This is a genomic window from Polynucleobacter arcticus, assembly GCF_013307205.1.
Classification (GTDB): Bacteria; Pseudomonadota; Gammaproteobacteria; order Burkholderiales; family Burkholderiaceae; genus Polynucleobacter; species Polynucleobacter arcticus.
In genome coordinates this window covers 941,125-966,892 of record NZ_CP028940.1, presented here as the reverse complement: position 1 = coordinate 966,892, position 25,768 = coordinate 941,125, and the positions used below count along the sequence as shown (strand labels likewise).

28 protein-coding genes are annotated in these 25,768 nt (G+C 45.9%); 11 read left to right on the top strand and 17 right to left on the bottom strand.

Going from position 1 to position 25,768, the window contains the following annotated elements; genetic code table 11:
* Positions 1-53 precede the first annotated feature (53 nt).
* The 4 genes from DN92_RS04860 to DN92_RS04845 are packed head-to-tail and all read left to right on the top strand — an operon-like array spanning position 54 to position 3,293.
* Positions 54-872, top strand: a complete 819-nt coding sequence (locus tag DN92_RS04860; protein ID WP_173960190.1) for a UDP-2,3-diacylglucosamine diphosphatase — start codon at positions 54-56, stop codon at positions 870-872.
* On the top strand, positions 869-1,897 hold the full coding sequence (locus tag DN92_RS04855; protein WP_173960189.1) for a glycosyltransferase family 4 protein: 1,029 nt from the start codon (positions 869-871) through the stop codon (positions 1,895-1,897). The genes DN92_RS04860 and DN92_RS04855 overlap by 4 nt, the downstream gene beginning before the upstream one ends.
* 9 nt (positions 1,898-1,906) lie before the next feature.
* On the top strand, positions 1,907-2,311 hold the full coding sequence (locus tag DN92_RS04850; RefSeq protein ID WP_173960188.1) for a diacylglycerol kinase: 405 nt from the start codon (positions 1,907-1,909) through the stop codon (positions 2,309-2,311).
* A 43-nt stretch (positions 2,312-2,354) separates the two neighbouring features.
* Complete coding sequence (locus DN92_RS04845; protein ID WP_254598347.1) at positions 2,355-3,293, top strand: GNAT family N-acetyltransferase; 939 nt, start codon at positions 2,355-2,357, stop codon at positions 3,291-3,293.
* A 3-nt stretch (positions 3,294-3,296) separates the two neighbouring features.
* On the opposite strand, the gene DN92_RS04840 is transcribed toward DN92_RS04845, so the two are convergent.
* Positions 3,297-4,778 carry a Ppx/GppA phosphatase family protein gene (locus DN92_RS04840; RefSeq protein ID WP_254598370.1) on the bottom strand — a complete coding sequence of 494 codons (1,482 nt, stop codon included), beginning with the start codon at positions 4,776-4,778 and terminating at the stop codon, positions 3,297-3,299.
* A gap of 190 nt (positions 4,779-4,968) precedes the next feature.
* Positions 4,969-5,181, bottom strand: a complete 213-nt coding sequence (locus tag DN92_RS10745) for a GDCCVxC domain-containing (seleno)protein (protein WP_367651929.1) — start codon at positions 5,179-5,181, stop codon at positions 4,969-4,971.
* Positions 5,182-5,347: 166 nt separating this feature from the next.
* Between DN92_RS10745 and DN92_RS04835 the strand changes: the two genes are divergently transcribed.
* Positions 5,348-7,303, top strand: a complete 1,956-nt coding sequence (locus DN92_RS04835; RefSeq protein WP_173960187.1) for a PhoX family protein — start codon at positions 5,348-5,350, stop codon at positions 7,301-7,303.
* A gap of 38 nt (positions 7,304-7,341) precedes the next feature.
* Here DN92_RS04835 and DN92_RS04830 read toward each other — a convergent pair whose 3' ends face one another.
* Together DN92_RS04830 and DN92_RS04825 are read right to left on the bottom strand one after the other, a co-directional pair.
* A complete protein-coding gene (locus DN92_RS04830) occupies positions 7,342-7,848 on the bottom strand; it encodes an arsenate reductase ArsC (RefSeq protein ID WP_173960186.1) in 507 nt (168 codons plus the stop codon).
* Positions 7,849-7,860: 12 nt separating this feature from the next.
* Positions 7,861-8,043: a hypothetical protein gene (locus DN92_RS04825; RefSeq protein WP_173960185.1), complete on the bottom strand. Its 183-nt coding sequence runs from the start codon at positions 8,041-8,043 to the stop codon at positions 7,861-7,863.
* A gap of 148 nt (positions 8,044-8,191) precedes the next feature.
* On the opposite strand from DN92_RS04825, the gene DN92_RS04820 reads away from it, so the two are divergent.
* From DN92_RS04820 to DN92_RS04800, 5 genes are all read left to right on the top strand, one after another.
* The gene (locus DN92_RS04820) at positions 8,192-9,049 is read left to right on the top strand and encodes a hypothetical protein (protein WP_217426054.1); all 858 of its coding nucleotides are present in this window, start codon (positions 8,192-8,194) and stop codon (positions 9,047-9,049) included.
* Positions 9,049-10,032 (top strand): hypothetical protein, encoded by a 984-nt coding sequence (locus tag DN92_RS04815; protein WP_173960184.1) that lies wholly within the window; start codon positions 9,049-9,051, stop codon positions 10,030-10,032. The genes DN92_RS04820 and DN92_RS04815 overlap by 1 nt, the downstream gene beginning before the upstream one ends.
* A gap of 291 nt (positions 10,033-10,323) precedes the next feature.
* Positions 10,324-11,334, top strand: a complete 1,011-nt coding sequence (locus tag DN92_RS04810; RefSeq protein ID WP_173960183.1) for a CorA family divalent cation transporter — start codon at positions 10,324-10,326, stop codon at positions 11,332-11,334.
* 36 nt (positions 11,335-11,370) lie between these two features.
* A complete protein-coding gene (locus DN92_RS04805; protein WP_173960182.1) occupies positions 11,371-11,847 on the top strand; it encodes an MgtC/SapB family protein in 477 nt (158 codons plus the stop codon).
* Between the two features lie 87 nt (positions 11,848-11,934).
* Positions 11,935-12,168, top strand: coding sequence for a hypothetical protein (locus tag DN92_RS04800; RefSeq protein WP_173960181.1), 234 nt, complete (start codon positions 11,935-11,937; stop codon positions 12,166-12,168).
* 15 nt (positions 12,169-12,183) lie between these two features.
* Here DN92_RS04800 and phoR read toward each other — a convergent pair whose 3' ends face one another.
* The 11 genes from phoR to DN92_RS04745 all read right to left on the bottom strand — a co-directional run bounded on the left by phoR (position 12,184) and on the right by DN92_RS04745 (position 23,906).
* On the bottom strand, positions 12,184-13,482 hold the full coding sequence (gene phoR / locus DN92_RS04795; RefSeq protein WP_173960180.1) for a phosphate regulon sensor histidine kinase PhoR: 1,299 nt from the start codon (positions 13,480-13,482) through the stop codon (positions 12,184-12,186).
* Positions 13,483-13,543: 61 nt separating this feature from the next.
* A complete protein-coding gene (gene phoB / locus DN92_RS04790) occupies positions 13,544-14,257 on the bottom strand; it encodes a phosphate regulon transcriptional regulator PhoB (protein WP_173960179.1) in 714 nt (237 codons plus the stop codon).
* A 23-nt stretch (positions 14,258-14,280) separates the two neighbouring features.
* Positions 14,281-14,988, bottom strand: a complete 708-nt coding sequence (gene phoU, locus DN92_RS04785; RefSeq protein WP_173960178.1) for a phosphate signaling complex protein PhoU — start codon at positions 14,986-14,988, stop codon at positions 14,281-14,283.
* Positions 14,989-15,000: 12 nt separating this feature from the next.
* Complete coding sequence (gene pstB, locus DN92_RS04780) at positions 15,001-15,792, bottom strand: phosphate ABC transporter ATP-binding protein PstB (RefSeq protein WP_173961257.1); 792 nt, start codon at positions 15,790-15,792, stop codon at positions 15,001-15,003.
* A 56-nt stretch (positions 15,793-15,848) separates the two neighbouring features.
* On the bottom strand, positions 15,849-16,715 hold the full coding sequence (gene pstA, locus DN92_RS04775) for a phosphate ABC transporter permease PstA (RefSeq protein ID WP_173960177.1): 867 nt from the start codon (positions 16,713-16,715) through the stop codon (positions 15,849-15,851).
* Positions 16,712-17,701: a phosphate ABC transporter permease subunit PstC gene (gene pstC, locus DN92_RS04770; RefSeq protein ID WP_173960176.1), complete on the bottom strand. Its 990-nt coding sequence runs from the start codon at positions 17,699-17,701 to the stop codon at positions 16,712-16,714. Before pstC ends, pstA begins: the two co-directional genes overlap by 4 nt.
* Before the next feature lie 87 nt (positions 17,702-17,788).
* Positions 17,789-18,811 (bottom strand): phosphate ABC transporter substrate-binding protein PstS, encoded by a 1,023-nt coding sequence (gene pstS, locus DN92_RS04765; RefSeq protein ID WP_173960175.1) that lies wholly within the window; start codon positions 18,809-18,811, stop codon positions 17,789-17,791.
* Between the two features lie 115 nt (positions 18,812-18,926).
* Entirely contained in the window at positions 18,927-20,270 is a 1,344-nt protein-coding gene (glmM, locus tag DN92_RS04760) for a phosphoglucosamine mutase (RefSeq protein WP_173960174.1), read from the bottom strand.
* A gap of 48 nt (positions 20,271-20,318) precedes the next feature.
* The gene (folP, locus tag DN92_RS04755; protein WP_173960173.1) at positions 20,319-21,191 is read right to left on the bottom strand and encodes a dihydropteroate synthase; all 873 of its coding nucleotides are present in this window, start codon (positions 21,189-21,191) and stop codon (positions 20,319-20,321) included.
* A 35-nt stretch (positions 21,192-21,226) separates the two neighbouring features.
* The gene (gene ftsH / locus DN92_RS04750; protein WP_173960172.1) at positions 21,227-23,104 is read right to left on the bottom strand and encodes an ATP-dependent zinc metalloprotease FtsH; all 1,878 of its coding nucleotides are present in this window, start codon (positions 23,102-23,104) and stop codon (positions 21,227-21,229) included.
* 127 nt (positions 23,105-23,231) lie between these two features.
* Complete coding sequence (locus DN92_RS04745) at positions 23,232-23,906, bottom strand: RlmE family RNA methyltransferase (protein ID WP_173960171.1); 675 nt, start codon at positions 23,904-23,906, stop codon at positions 23,232-23,234.
* A gap of 138 nt (positions 23,907-24,044) precedes the next feature.
* On the opposite strand from DN92_RS04745, the gene DN92_RS04740 reads away from it, so the two are divergent.
* A complete protein-coding gene (locus DN92_RS04740; RefSeq protein ID WP_173960170.1) occupies positions 24,045-24,671 on the top strand; it encodes a YhbY family RNA-binding protein in 627 nt (208 codons plus the stop codon).
* Positions 24,672-24,764: 93 nt separating this feature from the next.
* On the opposite strand, the gene DN92_RS04735 is transcribed toward DN92_RS04740, so the two are convergent.
* Positions 24,765-25,256 (bottom strand): DUF4149 domain-containing protein, encoded by a 492-nt coding sequence (locus tag DN92_RS04735; RefSeq protein WP_217426053.1) that lies wholly within the window; start codon positions 25,254-25,256, stop codon positions 24,765-24,767.
* A gap of 25 nt (positions 25,257-25,281) precedes the next feature.
* Positions 25,282-25,758: a transcription elongation factor GreA gene (gene greA, locus DN92_RS04730; protein WP_173960169.1), complete on the bottom strand. Its 477-nt coding sequence runs from the start codon at positions 25,756-25,758 to the stop codon at positions 25,282-25,284.
* Positions 25,759-25,768: the final 10 nt, after the last annotated feature.

Sequence of the window (25,768 nt, the reverse complement as noted above, 5' to 3'; positions counted from 1 at the left end):
ATGCCTTAAAACTGTCATCAAAATTACACTATGGGTAGGCTTAATGTTTACTCATGACGCATTACAGAGCGATTTGGATTTCAGATGTACACCTGGGAACATCAGGGTGTCAGGCAAACTACCTCCTCGATTTTTTGAAACACAATGAAGCTGACACGTTTTATTTGGTCGGCGACATTATCGACGGCTGGCGCCTAAAGCAGTCCTTTTACTGGCCTCAAACCCACAACGACGTAGTTCAGAAATTATTGCGTAAAGCGCGTAAGGGTAGCGAAGTAATTTACATACCCGGTAATCATGACGAGGCTGCTCGCGACTATTTTGGCATGTCTTTTGGGGATATTCAGGTTCGAGAGGAGGTTATCCACACCACTTTAGACGGCCGCAAGCTATGGGTAACCCATGGCGACCTGTTTGATGGCGTGATGCAATATGCCAAATGGCTGGCATATGTTGGCGACTCTCTATACACCTTCATCCTATATATCAATCGCCATTTCAATAGGATGCGAGTCAAGATGGGGCTGCAGTACTGGTCACTTTCCCAGTACCTCAAGCACCAAGTTAAAAATGCAGTCAGCTATATCGCAGATTTTGAACACATCATGGCTAGAGAGGCGCGTTTACGCAACTGTGACGGTGTCGTATGCGGTCATATTCATAAGGCCGAAATCCGCGAAATCGATGGCCTGCTCTATTGCAATGATGGCGATTGGGTTGAAAGCTTATCTGCTCTTGTCGAGACAACAGAGGGCGAACTCAAAATTATCTACTGGACCCATATTAAAGGAGATCCAGTAGAGGACCTAGTAGCACCAAAAATTACTCTCCAACCCGCTGTTGAAGTACTCATGAAAGAAGCTACCGCATGAAAATTATGATCATTACTGATGCATGGGATCCGCAAGTGAATGGCGTTGTGAGAACACTCAAGCAAACGCGCGCCGAACTCATTGGGATGGGGCATGAAGTTGAAATGATTACCCCCAATGGCTTCAAATCAATTCCTTGCCCCACCTATCCGGATATCGCTTTGTCACTATTCCCTGGCAAAGAGGTTGCTCGCAGAATTAAGGCATTCGCACCGGATGCCATGCACATTGCTACTGAAGGGCCGCTTGGTCTTTCAGCAAGATCTTATGCCGTAAAAAATAAGCTTCCCTTCTCAACTGCGTATCACACCCGTTTTCCAGAATACGTTAAAGCCCGTACAGGCATCCCACTAGCGATTACCTATACTTTCATCCGCTGGTTTCATGGACCCTCTATGGCTGTGATGGCACCAACAATTGTGGTGAAAGATGACCTGGAAAAATATGGTCTCAATAATGTAGTCCTGTGGTCTAGAGGTGTCGATCTGGACATCTTCAAGATGCAAGATTCAAAAGTACTCAACACTGCACATCCTATCTTCTTATATGTAGGTCGCGTTGCCATTGAAAAAAACATCAATGCATTTTTAGAAATTGATCTGCCAGGCTCCAAGTGGGTTGTGGGCGATGGCCCAGCGATGGCGGGCATCAAAGAAAAATATCCCAACATCAATTATCTTGGCGTCCTCCAGCAGCAAGAGTTGGCGAAGGTATATGCTTCCGCCGATGTTTTTGTCTTCCCCAGCAAAACCGATACCTTTGGTTTGGTATTGCTTGAGGCAATGGCCTGTGGCACACCCGTTGCAGCTTACCCTGTTACAGGCCCGATAGATGTTTTGGGTGACTCTCCAGCCGGCGCCATGAATGAGGATCTACGTGAGGCTTGTCTACAAGCCCTGAAGATCCCCCGTGAAGTTGCTAGAGCGCATGCTGAAAAGTTCTCATGGAGAGCCGCTTCAGAGCAATTTGCCAACCATCTCAAGCCAGTGACATCGCCTGAGGTTCATGTCACCGCTTTAGCATAGGGCAGTATTTTGACTACCCCTTACAACATCAATCAAAACCCCCACAAAGGCAATCGGGGACTTACCAGAGCTTGGCATGCCGCCAAGAACTCTTGGTGCGGCATTGTGTATGCATTTAAGGAAGAAAGTGCTTTTAGGCAAGAGCTGACCCTGCTCTGCGTCCTGACGCCAATCGCATTTTTTCTTCCCATCACTCCCATTGAAAAATGTGCTTTGATTGCCTCATTGATCCTGGTTTTGGTAGTCGAATTACTCAATTCCAGCGTTGAGGCAGCGATTGATCGAATTTCTTTTGATCACCACGACCTCTCTAAAAGGGCCAAAGACTTTGGATCCGCTGCTGTCATGCTGGCCTTATTGATTGCCGCATTGCTCTGGATCACCATTTGTGCACCTCTTGTCATCAATTGGTAATAAAGCACTTCTACCATTAGAAACACTATTTTTAAGGAAAACTATGTCGGATATTCCAAATCCACTCGGCGCATTTGATATCTTCAACTCACGATTTGAAGGTAAGCCAAGGAAGAGCGCGAAGGGTAAGGCAGAAGCGATTAAAAAGCTTTTTTCCAAGAAAATAGCAAAGAAGTTGTTTGGTAAGAAATTTGCGACTCGAGGCCGTGCAGAGTTAAACGCGCAAGAGTCCGTAGTTGTTGAAAAGTCCATTGCCAAACCAAAGCGCCCAGCTTTTCAGATTACTTGGGCCAGCAATGCCAATGAAATTAAAGAGGCGCAGCGCCTTCGCTATAAGGTCTTTGCAGAAGAGATGGGCGCTAAGCTCCCTCCTAATGCCGAAAACTTAGATATCGATGAGTTTGATGCCTATTGCGATCATTTGCTGATTCGTGATCAAGAATCACTCAAGGTAGTTGGAACATATCGCGTGCTTCCTCCGCACAAGGCTAGGGAAATTGGCCGCCTCTACTCTGATTCTGAATTTGACCTGACCCGCTTAAACCATTTGCGCCCAAAAATGGTAGAACTTGGTAGATCCTGCGTTCATGAAGATTACCGATCTGGTGCCGTAATCATGGCTCTGTGGAGTGGCCTTGCTCAATATATGCAAAAGCACGATTATGAAATCATGCTTGGTTGCGCAAGTATCCCTATGGCAGACGGAGGTCACTTTGCAGCCAGCCTTTATAACTCCCTGAGCAATGAGCAGATGGCACCGGTAGAGAATCATGCTTTCCCACGTTTACCTTTGCCTCTGGATCGCCTCAATGGGGGCTTAGAAGTAGAGCCTCCACCACTAATTAAGGGTTACCTGAAGTTGGGAGCGAAAATTTGCAGTGCACCCGCTTGGGATCCAGACTTTAATACAGCCGATGTACTCACCATGCTCCGCTTATCTGAAATCAATCCTCGCTATGCCAAGCACTTCTTAGGCTTGTAGAGCTTACTTCAAACTAATGCTGTAAGGTCGGCCGATACGTTCCCATTCGGCCGCTTCTTTTTGTAGACTGAATTCTGTTAATGGGTGCTCATCTGCCCATTCTTTCGATAGACTGACTAAATAGGAGCCGTTGTGCTCTGAGACTTTTACCTTCGGCAGATTCCCATCACTACGACCTCGGCAAAGCACTTGAGCCAGACGCAAACAGAACAACATACGCCAATCTGAAAAGATAGGATTGTTAGCGAGCTTCCCTAATTTACCGGCATGGCCAATTAACAAAGCAGCTAATCTTGCCTGATCATTTTTAGAGAAGCCTGGCATGTCTGCATTGCCTGCAATGTAGGCAGAATGCTTGTGATATCCGTTATGAGAAATCGATAAACCAATTTCATGTAAGTTGGCAGCCCATTGCAATAGGGCGATGTTATCTGCCCTACTTTCTTCTTCAGGCTTTGGAAGTTGGGCTAAAAACTCAGCTGCCAAATTACCAACGCGCTTCGCTTGTTCCCGATCAACAATATAGCGTTGCATAAACTGCTCTACGGTCACAAACCGCATATCGTCATGCTGCGAACGACCCAGTAAGTCATATAAAACGCCGAGTCGTAAAGCGGCATCGGTCACTTCCATGCTCTCAATACCTAGCTCTTCAAATACCGCAATCATGATGGCAAGTCCGCCCGGCCAAACAGAACGGCGATCGTCTTTTAAACCAATTAACTCCACCTGACTAATGTGCTCATACTTCAAGAGATGCTTCTTCAAGGCCCTCAAGCCCTCGCGCGTAATCAGGCCACTAGATCCATTGACCCGCCCCATGGTGAGGCTGTCAGCCTGACCACCCAAGTTGTTATCGGCAATGAGCTCCGCTAAGGCTCGCGCTGTTCCCGAAGATCCAATTACTTGCTTCCAACCTGACTTTAAATAGGCGCCAGAAATCACTTGAATCTCGCGACGCGCAGCCAGCTCAGCCTCTTTAAAGGCATGAGAATCAATATTCCCTTTTGGAAAAAAACGTAGGCTATGGGAAACACAGCCAATGTACAGACTTTCCATCAACTTGGGCTCATATCCCTTACCGATGATGAGCTCAGTTGATCCTCCGCCAATATCGACTACTAAGCGATTGCCATGGACAGCGGGAACTTCATGTGCAGCGCCAATGTAAATTAAACGGGCCTCTTCAACACCCGCAATAATCTCAATTGGGAAGCCCAAAGCCGCCTCAGCCTCTTGAATAAAGCTCGAGGCGTTTTTGGCAACTCGCAGTGTATTCGTAGCAACTGCGCGAATCTTGGACGGATCGAAACCCCGGATACGCTCACCAAAGCGACGAATGGCAGTAATGCCGCGCTGATAAGCTTCGTTTCCCAATAATTTGTTATCAGTGAGGCCTGCAGCCAAGCGGACGGATTCCCTAAGCGTATCGATTGGGCGCAGCTGGGTGCCAGACGGCGTCTGAACAACTTGAGCAACAACCATTCGGAAGCTATTCGAACCCAGGTCAACCGCAGCAACTAGGTCTGATGCATTTTTTCCAGAGACGTCTTTATCTAATGCCAAAATGGTTCCAATAGGGCTAGGCTGAAGTGAATATGTCTATTTTATGAAATTATCGTGACATCTTCATGAAAAGACCAGCCAGCCTACTCCCTGCCTTATTGCAATTGGGCTAGGCAGCCAAGTTTTGCTCTGAACTAGAACAGTCCAAACTCCCAAAACTACAGAAGATGCAGCAGTCACCCGACTTGGGCTTCAAAATAGTGCTGCAGGATGGGCAGCGATATAGGTGATGTGGAGATCCCTCTGGAATCTCGAGAATTTCATGACCCTGACAGTTGGGGCAAGTAATGACAGAGTGCTGGATTTGAGGCAGAGTATTCACAAGCTTAACTATGCGCTCACAATATTTCAGGATAAAGACAATCAATACTTAATCGAGCTGTTAATCAAACTGTCATATTGAAGTAACACAATTATTTCTTAGCCAAAATAACACCATGATTATTTTGCAAATTTTTCACAAGTCTATTCAGAAGATCCTACCCACCATGTCAAACTCAACTGCACATCAGCGTCGCTCATTTATCAAAATGGCTGTTGGTGCGCCAATGTTACCCATTGGGTCTGGCGGCATTGCTGCCCTCTTTAATAGCACCGCATTGCTGGCCGCCGAACCTGCCTCCAGTTTCCAATCTGCAGAATTTATCCCCATGAATGCGCCTACTCTTGCTAACCCTGAGGCAATGGCCACGACTTCAGTGGGATCAATGCTTGAAATCACTCTACAGAATGGGAAGAAAAAAACATACGCACTCGCTTACGAGCCCTTCTTCATTACTGGAGATATGGTCCCCGATGGTAAGAACGGCAAGACATTAGCGGGCGGATATGTCGATATTCACAATAGACCGATTATGGATACTTCTGTACCAGGCAAAGAAAGACAATTCTTTTCTGATTGCCCAGATGGCATGTCTTTATTGAAGCTTGAAAAAACCGATGTGAAGGGGATCAAAGGGGTAAAGGGCAATACGGTATTTGCCGTCGTGCAATTTGAATACACCAATAGCAATCAAAGCGGTGAGAAGATGTATGCAGCCCTACCCTCACAAATCGCTGTCTTAACACTCAATCAAGATCCGCATAACGGCAGACTCTCTTTAGTTAAATACTCTCCAGTAGACACTTCAAGCGCTCAAGGCCTCTGGATTACTTGTGGCGCAAGCTTATCCCCTTGGAACACCCATTTATCCAGCGAAGAGTATGAGCCTGATGCCCCCTTTGCTCACGAGAATTCACGCTTCAAGTCATTTAGCAAGAATCTCTACGGAAGTGAAACCAGCGCCAATCCATACAACTATGGCCATCTCCCCGAAGTCACCATCAATCCCGATGGAACAGGCACACTGAAAAAACACTACTGTCTCGGCCGCATTTCACATGAGTTAGTTGAAGTGATGCCCGACAGAAGAACGGTTCTAATGGGTGATGACTACACCAATAGCGGCTTATTTCTATTCATTGCCGATAAAGAGGCTGACCTGTCTGCTGGAACACTGTATGTAGCAAAGTTAGGTCAAGGATTCTCAATCGATCCAAAGGACGAAGGCGCAAAATTATCTTGGATCAAGCTCGGTCACGCTACTAGTAATGAAATCAAAAAAATGGCAACCTCTTTAAAGCCATCTGACATCATGACCGTGTTAAAGGCCGATCCAAATGATGACACCTTCACTAAAATTTTCTATGACGGTGTTGTTAATTGGGTCAAACTCAAACCCGGGATGGATAAAGCTGCGGCATTTTTAGAGACTCATCGCTATGCTTATCTCATGGGCGGCAGTATGGGTTTTAGCAAGATGGAGGGCACCACTGCCAACCTTCAAGATAAAGTTGCCTACTTTGCCTTGCAGAACATCCAAGACTCCATGATCAAAACTGGCAAGGGCTGGAATGCCCAGAGCATGATTGAGCTCGATAAGCCTTTAATCGCAGGCGCCGTTATGACTAGCAAGCTGGAGGGTAATCAACGTGACCAGTTAGGAAATGCCATCCAAAGCAACTGGGTACCAAGTCAAATATCCGCCCTACTCGTTGGTCGAGATATTGTGCCCGATGAACTCGGCAACCTAGCAGACCCCAACACCATCTCCAATCCAGATAACCTCAAGTTTTCTGAAAAACTCAGAACGCTGTTTATTGGCGAGGATAGTAGCACCCATGTAAATAATTTCATTTGGGCTTACAACGTCGATACGAAAACACTCAGTAGGATTGCTTCGATGCCATCGGGCGCAGAAGCAACTGGCCTCAGCGTAGTCGATAACCTTAATGGCTGGACCTATATCACTGCCAACTTTCAGCATGCAGGTGATTGGCTAGGAAAGCTGCACTCCAAGGTCATGCCCATCCTCAATCCTTTGATCCAAAAGAATTACAAGGATCGATTTGGTGCTGCGGTGGGTTACATCACTGCCAAACCGACCGGGATCAAAATTACCTAGACTAACTGAATCTGCCGTAGATCAAGCCAAGAAGGTGCTTACTGGTCGAATTGAATTCGATGGTGAATGCTTTGCAAGCGCTCGTTAAGCTCATCTCGATCTAGCTGCGTCACGGGTAGGTCCATGAGCAACTCAATCCGATTGCGTAAGCCCATCTCTACCTGCTTAAACGCATGCATCATCGCCTCGTCACCACCCTCGACGGTAGTTGGGTCGGGGAATCCCCAATGGGCTGTTGAGGGGTGGCCCGGCCAATAAGGGCAATCCTCCCCAGTTGCCGAGTCACAGAGGGTAATGATGAGATCCATCCTAGGCGCTCCTTCGCGTCCAAACTGGTCCCAACTCTTGCTTTTCAGCATTTGCAATGGATAGCCCATAGTTTTAATCAATTCTAGCGCCATGGGATGAATTTGGCCCACCGGCTTTGCGCCAGCAGAATAGCCAATAAATCGGCCATGACTGAGGGTGGTAGCCAAGGCCTCTGCCAGAATAGATCTCGCAGAATTACCATTGCAAAGAAACAAAATATTATGGGGATTACTCATTGCCGCTCACCATTAAATGATTTCATCTAACTGCAAAGCAAAGTGCTGATCAACAACAAAAGGGGTTGATGTTGATCGTAAAGAATAGGCTTTAGGCACCTTGGTATCGCCCTCTTGCCCAGACTGATCCACATGATGAGTGGATTCAGCTTGACGAAAAATTTGAGACAAATTCGTCTTTATTTCCAGATTCATTGTGTTTATGTCCTTTGAAGTCAATATCACTGCAATACAATTTTTGACATATTAAAAGCGATATATTTCAATTTGATTAAGGTGATGTGACGGACGGCCCATAAATACTCGAATCTGTCATATTTACAAGGTAATTTACGGGTTTTAGATGACACAAGTCATTTCATTCATGCGCTTGATCGCCGCCCTACTTTTATTGATGCCGCTGACAAGTAATGCATTTGAGCCGTTAAATACCGATGATGCCGGAACGGTAGCGAAAAATAAAAATCAAATTGAGCAGTATTTTTTTACTACAGCATCCCATGGTGGTGGTATAGCAAATACTGTAGACGTCATTACGCCGGGTGAGGAGTATTTTGGGGGAGGAAAGGCAAAAGCATTTCCATTCACTTATACCCGAGGCATAACTGAAAATACTGAAGCCTCCATCGGAGCAACTTATTTTGCTAGTCCTAGGGGAAATTACTCCCCCGTAGCAAACAAAGTCATCGCCCTAAAATGGCGCTTTGCAGAAGATATCGATGGAAAGTGGGCTTTAGCAGTTAAGCCAAGCCTGACATTACCCGGATCACCGCAACAACAGGTGCAAGGCCTAGATCTCGCAATGCCAGCCTATGGCTTTAATTTAATCGGCTCTCGATACTGGGATGTTGTTGAGCTGCATGTCAATGCCTCTTATACGAACTCTCCCTACAACACCAATTATCTAATTGGTGGGAGCAGCACGCCCAACAGAACCAATACCCTGTTCTTTTCAGCTGCCCCTGTATGGACCGTAGTCAAAGGCTTTAGGTTAGCTCTAGATACTGGCATTACCACTAGCCCACCAACCGACGAGCCCTACTTTACAAACTATGCTTTATTAGCAGCCATCATCTCAGCAAGTGATCAACTCGATATTGGTCTGTCATATATGCGCAGCGCAGCCAATATGGGAGTTGTACTTTCTAACAATGGTATCAGTTCTTCACGCTCTGAGATTGGCTTTACCTGGAGGTTTTAATGAAAAATCAAATTAAAAGAAATCCTGCTTTGCAGATTATGTTGGTCACTCTTAGCCTAATGACCATGGGGAGCGCGCTCGCCCAATCAGTCAAGTTTATTGCCTTGGGGGATATGCCCTACTCGCAGCCTGCAGACTTTCCTCGCTTTGAGCGACTAATCGCATCCATTAATAAACAAAAACCCGATTTCTCAATATTTGTGGGCGATACAAAATCTGGCAGCTCCCCTTGTAGCAATCAACATGTTGAGAAAATGACGGCCTATTTCAACACCTTTCAGGCACCATTGATCTATAGCATTGGAGATAACGAATGGACTGATTGCCATCGAGTCTTGGCAGGCGGATATGATCCGCTAGAGCGCCTAAATCACATTCGGTCAACCCAGTTCAATACCAGCAATAGTTTTGGAAAGGTTAAGCTGAAGCTTCAACGTCAATCTGACCTCATGCCACAATTTTCTCCTTATGTTGAAAATGCGATGTGGCATCAATCTGGCTTTCTATTTGTGAATGTGCATATTCCCGGCTCAAACAATAATTTGGGAAGAGATGAGGAATCAAATCAAGAATATGCATCCAGAAATAGTGCCAACTTAGCCTGGATTAGTCAGGCATTTCAGGTGGCAAAAGATAAGCAGTATGCGGGGATGATTATTGCTTTTCAGGCCGATATATTTTATTCGCCCGAGTTAGCTACGAGTGCTAGCAGTGGCTATAGAGACACCATCACATTATTAAAAGAGCAAGCAGAAAAACTACCCATTCCGGTTTTGTTGATACATGGTGATAGCCATCAGCTCAAGATAGATCAGCCTCTATACAATCAAAAGAATAAGTTGATTGAAAATGTATACAGGCTTGAGGTTATGGGAGCTGAACAGGTTCATGCTGTAGAAATTCGAGCCAATGCTCGTGAATCTAGCCCATTCAGCTTCAGAGCGCTGGTCGTGCCTCAGAATATCTTAAACCCATTGAAATAAGCTGATAGAGCAATATTTAGCTACCGAGGCGATGACGCATGTATCGATTGCGGTACGACACGCGAGCTTCACGCCACATGAGTAGAAGTTGAATAATGCGCTTTTTCATAATTACAAGTCCTTTCACTATTAATTGAGTTAGATACGAAATTAAATTATTACTATTAAATTCCATTACTGCTCGTAATTTTATAAACTCAATAAGACAAGCGTATGTCAAAAAATATATTCAACAAATTAATACGCAATGAGCTGTCATTATTTAACCAATAACAATAGATAAGCCAATCCGTGACAGAACTAATACACCACCCCTTTCCAGTCAATGGCGTTGTCTTTGCATGGGCGATGACTAGCTCAGGTGAAAACCATGAGATTCCACTTGCTAATATCGCCAATTCTTTGGATAAGCCCGAGCTATCGATTTGGCTTCATCTCAATTTATCTAACTCTCAAGTGCAGCGCTGGCTAAAAAATACCGACTTAGTGCCCGAGCGAGTTGTAGAGATGATTGATGAAGGTGTAACCCGTAGCCGGCTTGAGCGTATTGAAAAACTAGATGACTGCTTACTCATGGTCATGAATGATTTTCATCAAGAGTTTGGTGAAGGTGAAGGTGACTCTAGTTTGGGCACCTTATGGGCGATTATGACGCCACGGCTGATGATCTCCCTGAGAAATAATCCATTAAGAACTACTGATAAATTGCGCTTTGATTTAAGAAATGGTCTATTAAATCCGCGCTCAGCTATTGAGATTTTTCATGAACTCATTGATTTGCGTGCTGAATACCTCAGAACGCTATTGATCCGACTATCCGAGACCATGGATGATTTAGAAGAAATCCTACTCAAAGGTCAAGATTTGCCAGAGCATGAGTATTTAGGTCGCATACGCATTCAATGCAGTCGCTTAAGGCGTCAATTTTCTCCAGAGTTAATTGCACTGCATCGACTGCAAAAACGTTTGCCCTACTGGTTTTCTGAGGACGATAAATTCAGCCTTAATGAAGATTTAGATCTACTCTCCTACTTAGTTCAAGAAATTTCCAATTTATACGATAGAGCTAAGGTATTGCAGGATGAGCAAGCAGCGCATGTCGCCGAATTTAACGCTCGCAACCTACAGGTGCTGTCAGTGATGACCGTGATCTTCTTGCCGATGACCCTATTGACTGGCATCATGGGTATGAATATGGAAGACTTACCTGGCTTAAAAGAATCCTTCTATATTGTCATGGTCCTCATGGCATGTGTGGGTAGCGCCGTATACCTAGGGCTGAAGATTAAAAAGATTATTTAATACTGCAAGTATTGAAGTAATCAGATAAAGGGCGATATGGAATACTGGAATCTGTACGGAGAAATGGCGCTACGGCTTTTTCTAGCACTCGTAGCGGGTACGGTTTTAGGCTTAAACCGCTGGATGCATCATAAATCTGCGGGCATTCGTACCCACTGCCTTGTTGCCATTGGTTCAGCTACTGCGGTTCTATCGATTGGCCACCTTGGAGCTACTGATGTACAAGCTCTCAGTCGCGTATTGCAGGGGCTCATCACAGGACTAGGGTTTTTAGGGGCTGGAGTCATCATCAGGGAGCGTAGCTCACAACGGGTGCATGGCCTAACGACCTCGGCCAGCATCTGGTCTTGCGCCCTCATTGCAGCTGCATTTGGCGCTGGCGAGCTTGCATTGGGAGGCTTAGCATTTCTCGCTATTTTAATAACCCTAATAATTGGTGGGCCACTAGAACGCTTAATTGGGAGATTGACCGGCGTCAAGCGCAGCTCGGAGATTTCCTCAGGGCCAGACTAAAAACCCCCATTCAGATCAAAAAAAGCACTTTTGTCATATTACTTTGCTAGGATGTGTTCGTTCTGATTACTTTTTACCTGGAAAACCATGAGCGATTACAAATATGAAGACGCTGTTCAACAGCTCCAAGAGTCTGGCGCTATTGGCTTGCAAGACTTTAAGAATCTCTCTTATGACGATTTAAATGAGTTATTGGAAGAGATTAAGGTTTGGTGCTTATATGCCAACGGCAGTCTAGAGAAGCTTCCTAAGGAATCCAAGAAAAAGAAAGAGAAAAAGGATAAGAAAGACAGGAAGGATAAGAAAGACAGGAAGGATTAAGCTAAAGAATCACCCTTAATCAGCAATCCGCTCCTTGGGAAAGCGTAGGATAAAAGTACTACCCTTCCCAGGAGTGCTCTCAATAAGGAGCTGAGCGTGATGGCGATTAGCAATATGCTTGACGATCGCCAAACCTAAGCCCGTTCCACCAGTATCCCTAGAGCGACTTCTGTCCACTCGATAAAAGCGCTCAGTCAATCTAGATAAGTGCTCTGAAGCAATGCCGGGGCCAGTGTCGGTCACAGAAAACTCACCCTCCCCGCGTTCATTGATGCGCCAATTCGCGCTAATTGAGGCGACGTCTGGCGTGTAACGAATTGCATTCGATACCAAGTTACCAAACGCAGAGAGGATCTCTCGCTCCTCTCCCAACAAATGACTTGGACTGGAGATATTAAAATTAAATGCATGACGCCCTTGAGAAAGCGCTTCTGCATCATTTTTCAGAAGGGCCATTAAGGTCGTAATGCTAATTGCCTGCATAGGTGCAGGCAATGTATTAGCCTCAAGATTAGCTAAAGTTAAAAGATCTTCTACAAGACTCTTCATACGCTGAGCTTGAGACATCATCATCTCAAAATACTGATTTTGCTGGGTCTTATCCAAATCTAATGACTGCATCGTTTCTAAGAAACCCATCAAGACGGTAATTGGCGTTCTCATCTCATGGGAAACATTGGCCACGAAATCACGTCGCATCGCATCGGCTTTCTGCAAATCTGTGACATCTTGAATCAGTAAGAGATGGCGCTGATCCCCAAACGGAAAGGCTTGCAACATCAGACTCAAGTTGGCGGCAGGACCCATCCTCTCAAGCAGCAATGGCTCTTCAAATTGACGCTTATAAAGGTATTGCACAAACTCGGGACGACGAATCAGGAAGTTGATTCTTTGTAATACATCGCGCTTGAAGCTTAAACCAAAGAAGCGCTCTGCAATGGCATTACACCACTCGATCTGATCCTGATCATCCAACATCACAATACCGTTGGGAGAGGCCTGAAAAGCCTCAATAAATCGACTGTGCTGCTTTTCAATGGACCGAATTTGTTGCTTGAGATTGCGGACTAAACGCTGAATGCGGAAAAAAATCTCCTCCCAGTAGCCGCTAGGTAAAGGCATAGACTCCAAGGCATCCTCACCTGTAAATTTTCGTAAGCGCGCTAAATTAATATACGAATAGATTAAAGGGATGGACAGGATAGATATTCCAGCGGCTATGGCTGGAAAAGGGCCTAAGTGGCTTAATGCAATAGAAGCCGCAAGAAACGCTAGACAAATGAGGAGACTAAAACGGGTAATAACAGATAACATACGACAATCTTAGAGCATCTAGACCAGCGGATTAGAAAAACTAATCAGAGGGCCTATAGAATCAGGTCTGGGTAGGAATCTTGGTGATGCGGTAGCCGCTGCCACGCACAGTCTCGATGTAGCGATCGCAATCTGAAGTAGCTAAAGCAGCTCTGAGCCTTTTAATATGAACATCCACAGTACGCTCTTCAATGTAGACCTCATTACCCCATACCTTATCCAGCAAATTAGCCCGTGAATGGACTCGCTCTGGGTTGGCCATTAAAAACTGAAGTAATCGATACTCAGTAGGCCCTAAGGAGACAATTTGAGGCTCTGTATTGGGCCAAACAGCCATTACTCGATGAGACGAAGGGTCAAGCTTTAAGGGGCCAACAGATAAGGGCCCAGAATCCTCTACAGGACTTTGGCGACGCAAAAGCGCCTTTACACGCGCTACTAACTCTTTTGGCGAAAAAGGTTTAGTCACATAGTCATCTGCACCAGAATCCAAGCCCAAAACCTTATCCGACTCTTCACTTTTAGCGGTGAGCATTAGGATCGGCAAAGAACGGGTACGGTCATTTGCCCTTAGCTCTTTAGCAAATTGAACGCCAGACTTTCCGGGCAGCATCCAATCTAAAATCAATAGGCTGGGAAGCTGGTCGCGCATCATATTCAATGCAATATCCGTTTGCATCGCCTTTTCAACATCATATCCGGCATGAGTTAAATTGATTGCAATCAGCTCTGCAATAGAAGGCTCGTCCTCGACAATCAATATGCGGTGAGTCATAGTCAGCTCCGTAATGGTCCGGCTTACTCTTTATTAGCCTCGCGAACCAAATCTTCATGAGGAATATGTCGCACATCGGATCCCTTAGCTACATAAATTACGAACTCAGCAATATTCTTAGCGTGATCGCCAATCCGCTCAATCGCCTTAGCAATGCTCAGCATATCTAAGCCCGTGGAAATCGTATGGGGATCTTCCATCATATAAGTAATCAATTTACGCACAAAACCTCTGAACTCTTCGTCAATTTGACGGTCTTCTTCAACTACCTCAGCTGCAGCGACAGTATCTAGACGCGCAAAAGCATCCAAGCTACGACGGAGCAATGAGATCGCCATCTGCCCAGATAAACGAATCTCAGCCACGTTGATATTGTGTGGAGCACTAGATTCAATTAAGCGCTTGGTTCTCTTGGCAACGCGCTCCGCCTCGTCACCCGCACGCTCTAAATTGGTAATCGCTTTAGAAACCGCCATCACCAAGCGCAGGTCTCTTGCTGTTGGCTGACGGCGTGCAATCAATTCGGTACAAGCTAAGTCAATCTGAATCTCTAGATCGTTGACGAGCTTTTCATTCTGAATGACAACATTGCATGTCTCAACATCCATTTGCGTAAATGCGCGCATTGCTGTTGAAATCTGTGATTCAACAAGACCGCCCATTTCTAGCAAACGACTTGAAAGAGCATTTAAGTCAGCGTCAAACTGTGACGAAAGGTGTTTATCTACCATATATATCTCCGATTAACCGAAACGACCGGTAATGTAATCTTCTGTTTCTTTACGCTTAGGCTTAATGAAGATTTCATCAGTCTTACCGTACTCGATTAAGCTTCCTAGGTACATATAGGCAGTGTAGTCTGATACGCGAGCGGCCTGCTGCATATTGTGAGTAACAATCGCGATGGTGTATTCATGCTTGAGCTCATTAATCAGCTCTTCAATCTTACCGGTTGAGATTGGATCCAAGGCAGAAGTTGGCTCATCTAGCAACATTACGGAAGGCTTAACAGCTACACCACGGGCAATACATAAACGTTGCTGCTGACCACCCGAAAGAGATAAACCACTTTGGTTTAGCTTGTCTTTTGCTTCGTTCCACAAAGCAGCCTTATTTAAGGCCCACTCCACACGCTCATCCATTTCAGAGCGTGAAAGCTTTTCATATAGACGCACACCAAAGGCGATGTTCTCATAAATAGACATTGGGAATGGTGTTGGCTTTTGGAAAACCATGCCGATTCTTGAGCGCAGTAGATTCACATCTTGATCGGGGGTCAAAATGTTCTGGCCATAGAAATTAATCTCACCCTCGGCACGTTGACCTGGATAAAGACTGTACATACGATTCAAAGTTCTGAGCAATGTGGATTTGCCGCAACCAGAAGGACCAATAAAGGCAGTAACTTTGCCCTCTTCAATGTCCAAGTTAATATTCTGCAAACCCTGAAAGGAGCCGTAGAAAAAGTTCAAGTTACGCACTTCGATTGCATTCTTAACCGCAGCTGGTGCGTTTTGGCTTGTCGTATCGTTCATTACTGCTCCTTGACCATCGATCTTGTTTAAGTCAAACATTGTTTTCATATTACTCATTATCCTTGGACCTTGTCTCGAAATAACACTCGAGCCAAGATATTGAAGCCCAATACAGCAAACGTAATTAATAGTGCACCACCCCAAGCAAGATCCACCCAGTTGTCGTAGGGACTCATTGCAAACTGGAAGATCACTACCGGCAAATTCGCCATAGGTGCGTTCATATTGGTGGAGAAGAACTGATTATTCAGAGCAGTGAACAATAAAGGCGCTGTTTCACCACTGACTCGAGCCAAGGCCAACAAAATGCCAGTCATCACACCACTTTGCGCTGCTCTTAAAGAAATCTTAAAAGCCACTTTCCATTTCGGCGTACCTAAAGCATAAGCTGCTTCACGCAAGCTGCCAGGGACTAAGCGCAGCATATTCTCCGTAGTACGAACAACAACTGGAACAGCAATTAAAGTCAAAGCAAGCGTACCGGCCCAGCCAGAGAAGTGGCGCACTTGGGCAACGACGAGGGCATACACAAACAAGCCGATCACAATTGATGGGGCAGACAACATGATGTCAGTAACAAAACGGGTTATCCCAGCTACCTTACTTCTATCCCCGTATTCGGAAAGATATAAGCCAGCCAGCACACCTATTGGTGTACTGATAAATGTACAACTGGCAACAATCATGAGGCTTCCGAGAATCGCATTGGCTAGACCACCACCTTCAGAACCTGGCGCTGGAGTACTTTGCGTAAATAGCGAAATATCAAGGGCAGCAAAACCCTTAAACAACAACACACCCAAAATCCAGAATAAAAAGATCATGCCAATAGTCATGGCACCCATAGAAAGGGTTAGTCCGATCTTATTGGCACGCTTACGTTTCGCAAAAAGGGAGAGATCAATATTGGAAAAATTACTCATGTTTTTAAGCCCTGCCTCTTCTCCATACTGTTGAGCATCCACTTAGCCAATGCCAACACAATAAAGGTGATGATGAAAAGCGCCAAACCTAAGGCGAATAAGGAGGATAAATGGTTGCCCGCTTCAGCCTCGCCAAACTCATTAGCGAGTGTGGAGGCAATGGAAGTACCTGGTGCAAATAAGGATGGCGATAAACGGTGTGCATTACCGATCACGAAAGTTACGGCCATAGTTTCACCAAGCGCCCTGCCTAGTCCTAACATCACGCCGCCGATCACACCTGCTTTGGTGTAAGGCAGGACTACATTTTTAACTACTTCCCAAGTAGTGCAACCGATACCATAGGCAGACTCTTTGAGTACAGGTGGAACAATCTCGAAAACATCGCGCATCACAGAGGCAATGAAAGGCAAAATCATCATTGCCAGGATCAAACCGGCACAGAGGATACCAATACCGTTAAAGGCACCTGAAAACAATATTCCTAAACCAGGGATCTGACCCAGGGTTCCGGCTAAAGCTGGCTGAACATACTCCGCGAATAAGGGTGCAAAAATGAACAGGCCGAACATACCGTAAATAATAGATGGAACAGCTGCGAGCAACTCTACCGCAGTTCCTAAAGGTCGACGCAGAGAGCTTGGGCATAATTCAGTAAGAAAGACCGCAATACCAAAGCTCAGAGGAACGGCGATCAATAAAGCAATGATAGAAGTGGCTAAGGTGCCATAGATCGCAATGAGACCGCCAAACTGACCCTTGATGACATCCCATTCTTGACTAAAGAAAAAGCCGATGCCAAAGGTGCTCAAAGCGGGCCAAGCGTTAGATATTAGCGAAATAATAATGCCAAGCAAGGCAATTAAGACTGTCAAAGCAAAGAATTGCGTAATTCCATGAAAGAGAAAGTCCTGAATACGCTGAACCTTGGCAATACGCAAGGCTTGCGGCGTTGGTGCCGAGTGTGACTGGGTTGATTCAATCATAAATTATGCTTATTTAAATATTGAAACAGCCTCACATAAAGTGAGGCTGTTATTCAGTAGTGATTAAGAAAACTTAATCAACCAACCTTACTTAGTAACAACTTTTGTGAATACATTCTTACGAATGAAATCTGTTGTTGCGTCAGGCATTGGCACGTAATCCAACTCTAAAGCCATGTTCTTACCTTCTTTAAATCCAAAGTCAAAGAACTTCATTACTTCAGCAGCATTTGCCTTGTTATCTGGGTTCTTGTACAAGAGGATGAAAGATGCACCAGTGATTGGCCATGACTTAGCACCAGCAGCATCGGTAATAAAAGTACCCATACCTGGAATCTTTGCCCAATCAGTACCAGCAGCAGCTGCTGCGAAGGTCAAGTCATCAGGCTGTACAAAGTTACCTTCTTTGTTCTTCAAAGCGATGTGAGTCATTTTGTTTTTCTTGGCATAAGCGTACTCAACGTAACCAACTGAGTTCTTAACGCGAGAAACGTTTGCTGCAACACCCTCATTACCTTTACCACCAACAGATGAGGCAGCTGGCCACTTAACAGAAGCGCCTGCACCTACAGCATCTTTCCAGAGTGAGCTGGTTTTTGCTAAGTAGTCAGTAAAAATAGCTGTTGTTCCGGATCCATCAGCACGGTGAACAATAGTAATCGGGCCTGAAGGAATCTTTACGCCTGGGTTCATCAAAGCAATACGCTTGTCACCCCAATCAGAAATCACACCTTGGAAAATGTCAGCCAATGTTGGGCCATCTAATTTGAGTTCGCCTGGCTTGATGCCATCCACGTTCATTACTGGTACAACACCACCAATAATGGCAGGAAACTGAACCATGCCGTCTTTTTCTAGATCTTCAAATTTCACTGGATTGTCGGTTGCACCGAAATCAACAGTCTTGGCTTTGATTTGCTTGATACCACCTGAAGAACCAATAGATTGGTAGTTCAAGTTAGAACCCGTTTTTGCTTTATAGGCTTCGGCCCATTTAGCGTAGATTGGGTATGGGAATGTTGCGCCAGCACCGGTCATGTCGGCCGCAAATGCAACTGGTGCAAATGAAATTGCGCTAACAACTAACGCTTTTTTCAAAAATGAGTTCATGTAGATCGTTCCTCAGATAAGTTACGCAATATTGCGATAACAGGACGATACGATGTGATTATGACTATTTGATGACAAACGTTTTAACTTAAACTAACTCAATGAAAACAGTGAGTTAGCTGGTTGGTACTAAATCGGTAATTCCCTTAGCCGAGTTCATAGCGATATTGCCATCTTGAGCCTCAACCATAACCCGCAAGACAGGCTCTGTGCCTGAAGCACGAATTAGCACTCTACCCGTGCCCTGAAGATCACTTTCCACCTGGCTGATCTTCGCTTTAAGGGCGCTATCGGACTTCCAGTCATACCCAGCTTTGAACTTGATGTTTAAAAGCACCTGAGGGAAGATTTTTACAGAATCCAGCAGTTGATCTAGACCCTTATTGGATTGGCTCATTGCTGCCAGCACCTGCAAAGCGGCAATCGTGCCATCGCCTGTTGAATGCTGATCCAAGCAAAGTAAATGACCCGAACCCTCGCCACCAATGATCCATCCTTTTTGTTTAAGCAACTCTAAAACGTAACGATCACCCACATTAGCGCGCTCAAATCCAATACCTAAGCCTTTGATAGCATTTTCTACAGCAAGGTTCGTCATTAAGGTGCCTACTACTCCACCAATAGCTTCACCACGATCGATACGATCTTTTGCCAAAACATAGAGGAGCTCATCGCCATTAAATAAGCGACCAGAGGCGTCGACCATTTGCAGTCGATCTGCATCACCATCTAGCGCGATACCTAAATCAGCACCTACTTCTTTGACCTTGGCAATTAATGCTGCAGGCGCTGTCGCACCACAACCATCATTAATATTGCGGCCATTAGGATGCACGCCAATCGGAATTACTTCAGCACCCAGTTCATGAAAGACATGAGGAGCTATATGGTACGCAGCACCATTGGCGCAGTCCACTACCAACTTCAAACCTTTGAGATTAAGCTCACCTGGAAAGGTAGATTTGCAAAACTCAATATAGCGGCCAGCGGCATCATCGATACGGAAGGCCTTGCCTAACTCTTTTGAACTAACGCAGCCCATGGGTTTTTCAAGTTCAGCTTCAATAGCGAGCTCAAACTCATCCGTTAACTTGCCCCCTTCAGCAGAAAAAAACTTAATGCCGTTATCTTGATACGGATTGTGTGATGCTGAGATCACCACACCCGCTGACAAACGGAGGGCTTTAGTGAGATAAGCCACTCCAGGAGTAGGCATGGGGCCGCACAGCATTACATCAACGCCAGCAGCAGCAAAGCCTGCTTCTAAGGCAGCTTCTAATAGGTAACCTGAGACACGCGTGTCTTTGCCGATCAGAACCTTGCAACGCTCACCTGGCTTTACCTGACCACTCAATACTTTGCCTGCAGCATAGCCAAGACGCGTAATGAATTCCGGAACAATCGGAAATTGCCCTACTTCACCGCGAATGCCATCCGTACCAAAGTATTGTTTTTTCATGTGTTTGATTATAAAACTTGTCAGTATCCAAGCTAAATTAACGCTGGCTTATGAAGTCTGAACCGCTTCCCAGATCTTGAGCGCATCTACCGTCTCCTGAACATCGTGGACCCGGATAATGCGGGCACCCCGATCTGCTGCCAGAATGGCCGCCGCAATGCTGGACGCTACTCGCTCGTTGGTATCACGACCTGTTAACTTACCCAACATCGATTTACGAGAAATCCCCGCCAGCACTGGATAGCCCAGTTGGGAGAAGTGATCGAAGTTGGTGAGCATATTGAGGTTGTGTACCAGGCTTTTGCCAAAACCAAACCCTGGATCAATGGCAATACGATTTTGTGCAATGCCCCGTGCCTCAAGTAAAGCTAAACGCTCTTGCAGGAATAGCTTTACTTCAGCAATGACATCTTGATACTCAGGATTAAACTGCATCGTTTGAGGATCACGTTGCATATGCATTAAGACAATTCCGCAGAGTCTCTCTGGATTGCTTGCTCCGCTCTCGAGTACAGCCTCTAACGCACCCTCTTGTCGCAATGCCCAGATGTCATTCACACAGTCCACGCCAGCCTTAAGAGCTTGACGCATTGTCTCTGCTTTATAGGTATCAATCGATAGCGCTACTCCGCAATCCTTCAAGACCTCAATTACCGGCAGGATACGATCTAACTCTTCCTGCAGAGAAACTGGCTCAGCGCCAGGGCGAGTAGATTCTCCACCAATATCAATCATGTCTACGCCACTGGCAATCATGCGCTCAGCCTGGGCAATAGCATCGCTTGCTGTACGAAACTGCCCCCCATCAGAAAAAGAATCTGGCGTGGTATTCAGAATACCCATGACGAGTGGGCGTTGACGTTTGCTAAAGTCAAAAAGAAAACGCCCGCAACACCACGTTGCGGGCAGAGTGTGCTTCATCACCTAGCGCTTAATAAGGAGTAACTTAGAAATAACTAAGCAGTCGCTGGAGCAGCGCCCGCAGCAGGACCCGGCGTACCAGCAGAGTTCCCAAACTGAGTTGCTGGCGGCGCCTTAGGACTGCGCGGTGGACGACCTTCCATGATGTCGGTAATCTGCTCAGCGTCAATGGTTTCCCATTCAAGCAATGCAGCTACCATTGCTTCAACCTTGTCGCGATTTTGCTCAAGAATCGATCTTGCCAAGGCATACTGACTATCCACCAATGCACGAATTTCTGCATCCACCTTTTGCTGAGTTAACTCAGAAACGGTCTTCGTGCTATTGCGTCCGAAAATACTCTCAGACTCAGTATCTACGTAGACCATCGTACCTAAGCTATCGCTCATTCCATAACGGGTCACCATATCACGAGCCATTTTGGTAGCACGCTCAAAGTCATTTGAAGCGCCAGTGCTTGAAGAATTTAAAAACACCTCTTCAGCAGCACGACCACCAAACAAAATGGCCAAGTCTTCCATCATGCGATCTTTATACAAGTTCACGCGATCAAATTCAGGCAACTGCCAAGTCACGCCCAAGGCCATACCGCGCGGCATGATAGTAACTTTATGAACTGGATCTGCCTTAGGCAATACCTTGGCTACCACTGCGTGACCCGACTCATGATAGGCCGTGTTACGACGCTCTTCTTCACGCATGACAGCCGATTTACGCTCAGGACCCATGTAGATCTTATCTTTGGCATCCTCAAAGTCTATCATATCTACCGCACGCTTATTACGACGTGCTGCAAATAATGCTGACTCATTAACTAAGTTTGCCAAATCTGCGCCGGAGAAACCAGGCGTGCCACGCGCTAGTACAGCAGCATTGACATCCGGATCTATCGGCACTTTACGCATATGTACTTGCAAAATTTGCTCACGACCACGAATGTCCGGTAAGCCTACGTGTACTTGGCGATCGAAACGTCCTGGACGCAATAAAGCCTTATCCAACACGTCGGAACGGTTGGTAGCAGCAACGACGATCACACCGCTATTGCTTTCAAAACCATCCATCTCAACGAGCATCTGGTTGAGCGTTTGCTCACGCTCATCATTACCGCCACCCATACCGGAGCCACGATGACGACCGACAGCATCGATCTCGTCGATGAAGATGATGCAAGGAGAGTTTTTCTTGGCATTATCAAACATATCTCGCACACGAGATGCACCAACACCAACAAACATCTCAACAAAGTCTGAGCCAGAAATTGCAAAGAACGGTACCTTGGCTTCACCCGCAATTGCGCGTGCCAACAAAGTCTTACCTGTTCCTGGAGGGCCAACCAACAATACGCCATGCGGAATGTGGCCACCCAGCTTTTGAAACTTCTGTGGATCCTTCAAGAAATCCACAATCTCAAAGACTTCTTCTTTTGCCTCATCGCAACCTGCAACATCTGCGAAGGTAACGGTGTTGCTGTTCTCATCAACCAGACGTGCTTTGGATTTGCCGAAAGAAAATGCTCCGCCTTTCCCGCCGCCCTGCATTTGACGCATCATGAAGAACCAAAAACCAATGATCAATAAAGTAGGTCCGAGGTAATACAAAGCAGAAACCAACATATTTGGCTCATCGTCTGCTTTGCCGGTAACTTGAACGCCGTACTTCATGAGATCGCCAACCATCCAAATATCTCCTGGAGAGATGATGGAGTATTTGGTACCGTCATTTGGGGTGACTTGAAGTGTGCGGCCCTGTACATCTACTCGCTTCACTTTGCCAGCTTTGGCATCATCCATGAATTGAGAATAAGTGACCTGAGTCTGATCTCTTGGCTTGTCAAACTGTTTGAAAACAGTAAAGAGCACCAGGCCCACAATGAGCCATACACCAATTTTTTGCAGCATATTGTTATTCAACAGGAGACCTTTGCCGGATTAATCCGGGAGTTAAAGCGGATTGCTATATCTGAGTATTTGATTCTACTACTAGGCTTTTTCAAGGGTTGGGAGCGACTTTATTTGATAAACCCCTGTTTTTAGGGGGTTATTTAGCTTGTTTGAGGTCACGGCCCAATAAAAAGATTTCCGAGGACTTCGCCCGAGAAGCTTTAGGTTTTCTGGAGGCGACCGTTTTAAAGACCTTTTTGAAAGATTCTACGATTTGACTGTAACCACTGCCATTGAAGCACTTAATTAATAAGGCCCCTTCTGGCTTCAGGTGCTGAAGAGAAAAATCCAAGGCGATTTCAGCCAAAAAGGCCATCCGAGCGGCATCAGCAACACCTACACCGGATAGGTTGGGCGCCATATCGGACAACACAAGGTCCACTTTGCCGCCCGCATCAGCCGGCAAAAGTGCCTCTAAGGCCTGCAAACCCTCATCCTCTCGGAAATCTCCTTGAATAAAGGAAACATCCGCAATATCTTCCATCGGCAGAATATCGATCGCAATAATGATTCCATCAGGCTTGCCAGATTCAATATTCGGATTGTGTTTGCCAAGTTCGGTCAATCGATTGCGGGCGTACTGCGACCAGCTCCCAGGAGCGCTCCCAAGATCCACAATGGTCATGCCTGCTTTGATAAGTCGGTCTTGCTCATCTATTTCGCTTAGCTTATAGACGGCGCGTGCACGATAACCCTCTTTTTGGGCCATTTTGACGTAAGGATCATTGAGGTGATCTTGTAACCAACTTTTATTAAATTTATTCTTTGCCACAACTTACCCACTTTCGACTTCTATTTTCCTTGTTTATGCCAGCTAAGGCAAAAGGAATCGACGTAAAACGCCTAAATTCATGACTATATGGTGGTGAAAGCCCCGTTTTACAAGCCCTAATGCTCTATCATCGAGGCCATGACTGCACTTACTATTACCCCCGCACAACGCAAATCCCTTAAAGCTGACGCTCATGACCTGAGTCCCGTGATCATGATTGGCGGCGATGGCCTGACTCCTGGCGTGATTAAAGAGGCTAAATTGGCCATTTCTCATCACGGCTTAATCAAAGTTCGCGTTTTTGGCGACGAGCGCGAAGCGCGTGTTGCCATCTATGAAGAGCTCTGTGACAAACTGGATGCAGCACCTGTTCAGCATATTGGAAAACTACTCGTCCTCTGGAAGCCAAAAGATGTGGTGGATGAAGCTTTTGCCAACTTAGGCAGATCAAGCAAGCAAACCAAAAAATCATTGCAAGCGCCTCGCACTAAGCGTCAGCCAAATCGCGTAGTTACCAAGACAGGTATTCGTACCAGCACCTCGGAGAGATCGGACCGACGCTCTGCCTCAAACAAGTCCCCCTTCGAAAGAGCTGCTGCTGTGAAAAGCGCTACGCCGAAGAAACGCGTTCTGCGTGCGGACGCTGCGGAGTCCAAGATTGGCTGGTCATCACCAGGCTACCGCAAGGCAGCGGCGGCTCCTGCCCCAATTAAGAGGCGCAAAGAACGCATGAGCAGCACTAAGAAGAAATCACTCGGCTCTTGATATCAAGCGCATTGAAGAATGTAACTCTACCAAATAAGAAACGCCGCTAGTCGGCGTTTTTTGTTGTTGCTGTTTGTTGCTGTTTGTTGCTGGTTATTGCTGTCTATCGCTTAAACGCCAGACCAAATAAATTCCCAAAATACTCTGCAGCATAAAGAAAATGCTAGAAGCGCCATGTAATCGTCCAAACAGCGTCGCCGAGGGAGAAAGCATCACCGGCATACCTTGAAGCAGAGCATCATCTCTTAAGGAATTCATCCAAGGGATGAAGATGAACGCAGCCGCAATTGAACAAAGCAACATTGCTAATAAAATCCAACGAATGATTCTGAATTGATGCAGGCCGCGATTGACCAATAGGTTGGCAAGCACCATTAAGCCGATACATACGATCAAACTGAGATAGGCCTCTATCCTAAAAATGCTACCAGCAACCATACCGGCAGCCTGGCGATCGGTCATAGTGCTAAAGATAGCTGGAGCAACGAGATAACCTACGGCGAGTAAGCTGCCTACCCACAAGCCTGCAATCAGAATAAATAATCTCTGAGCCCCGATGTAATTTGAGGCATCTAGATTCCGCATCTTAGCTTTCTGAAGGATGCCGCTATTAGATGTAACGAACCGCGAGAATCTCTACTTCGCGATTACCACCTGGCGCCTGAACTGCGACGACATCACCCTCTTCTTTGCCAATTAAAGCGCGTGCAATTGGTGAGCTAATGGAGATCTTGCTTACTGCAATATCAGCCTCATCATCACCAACAATTTGGTAGGTGAGCTTAGTGCCATCTTCCAAATCCTCAAGATCAACTGTCGCTCCAAATACGATGCGTCCGTTTACATCAAGACTGGCTGGGTCAATAATCTGCGCTGCAGAAAGCTTGCCTTCGAGTTCCTGAATACGACCTTCGATAAAGCCTTGCTTCTCTTTAGCAGCGTCGTACTCAGCATTCTCTGAAAGATCGCCTTGAGCACGTGCTTCAGAGATCGCAATGATCACCGATGGACGCTCAATATGCTTTAAACGATGCAGCTCTTCCTTGAGAAGGGCTGCGCCATGCTTGGTAATAGGAATTGTGCTCATGCTTCTACCT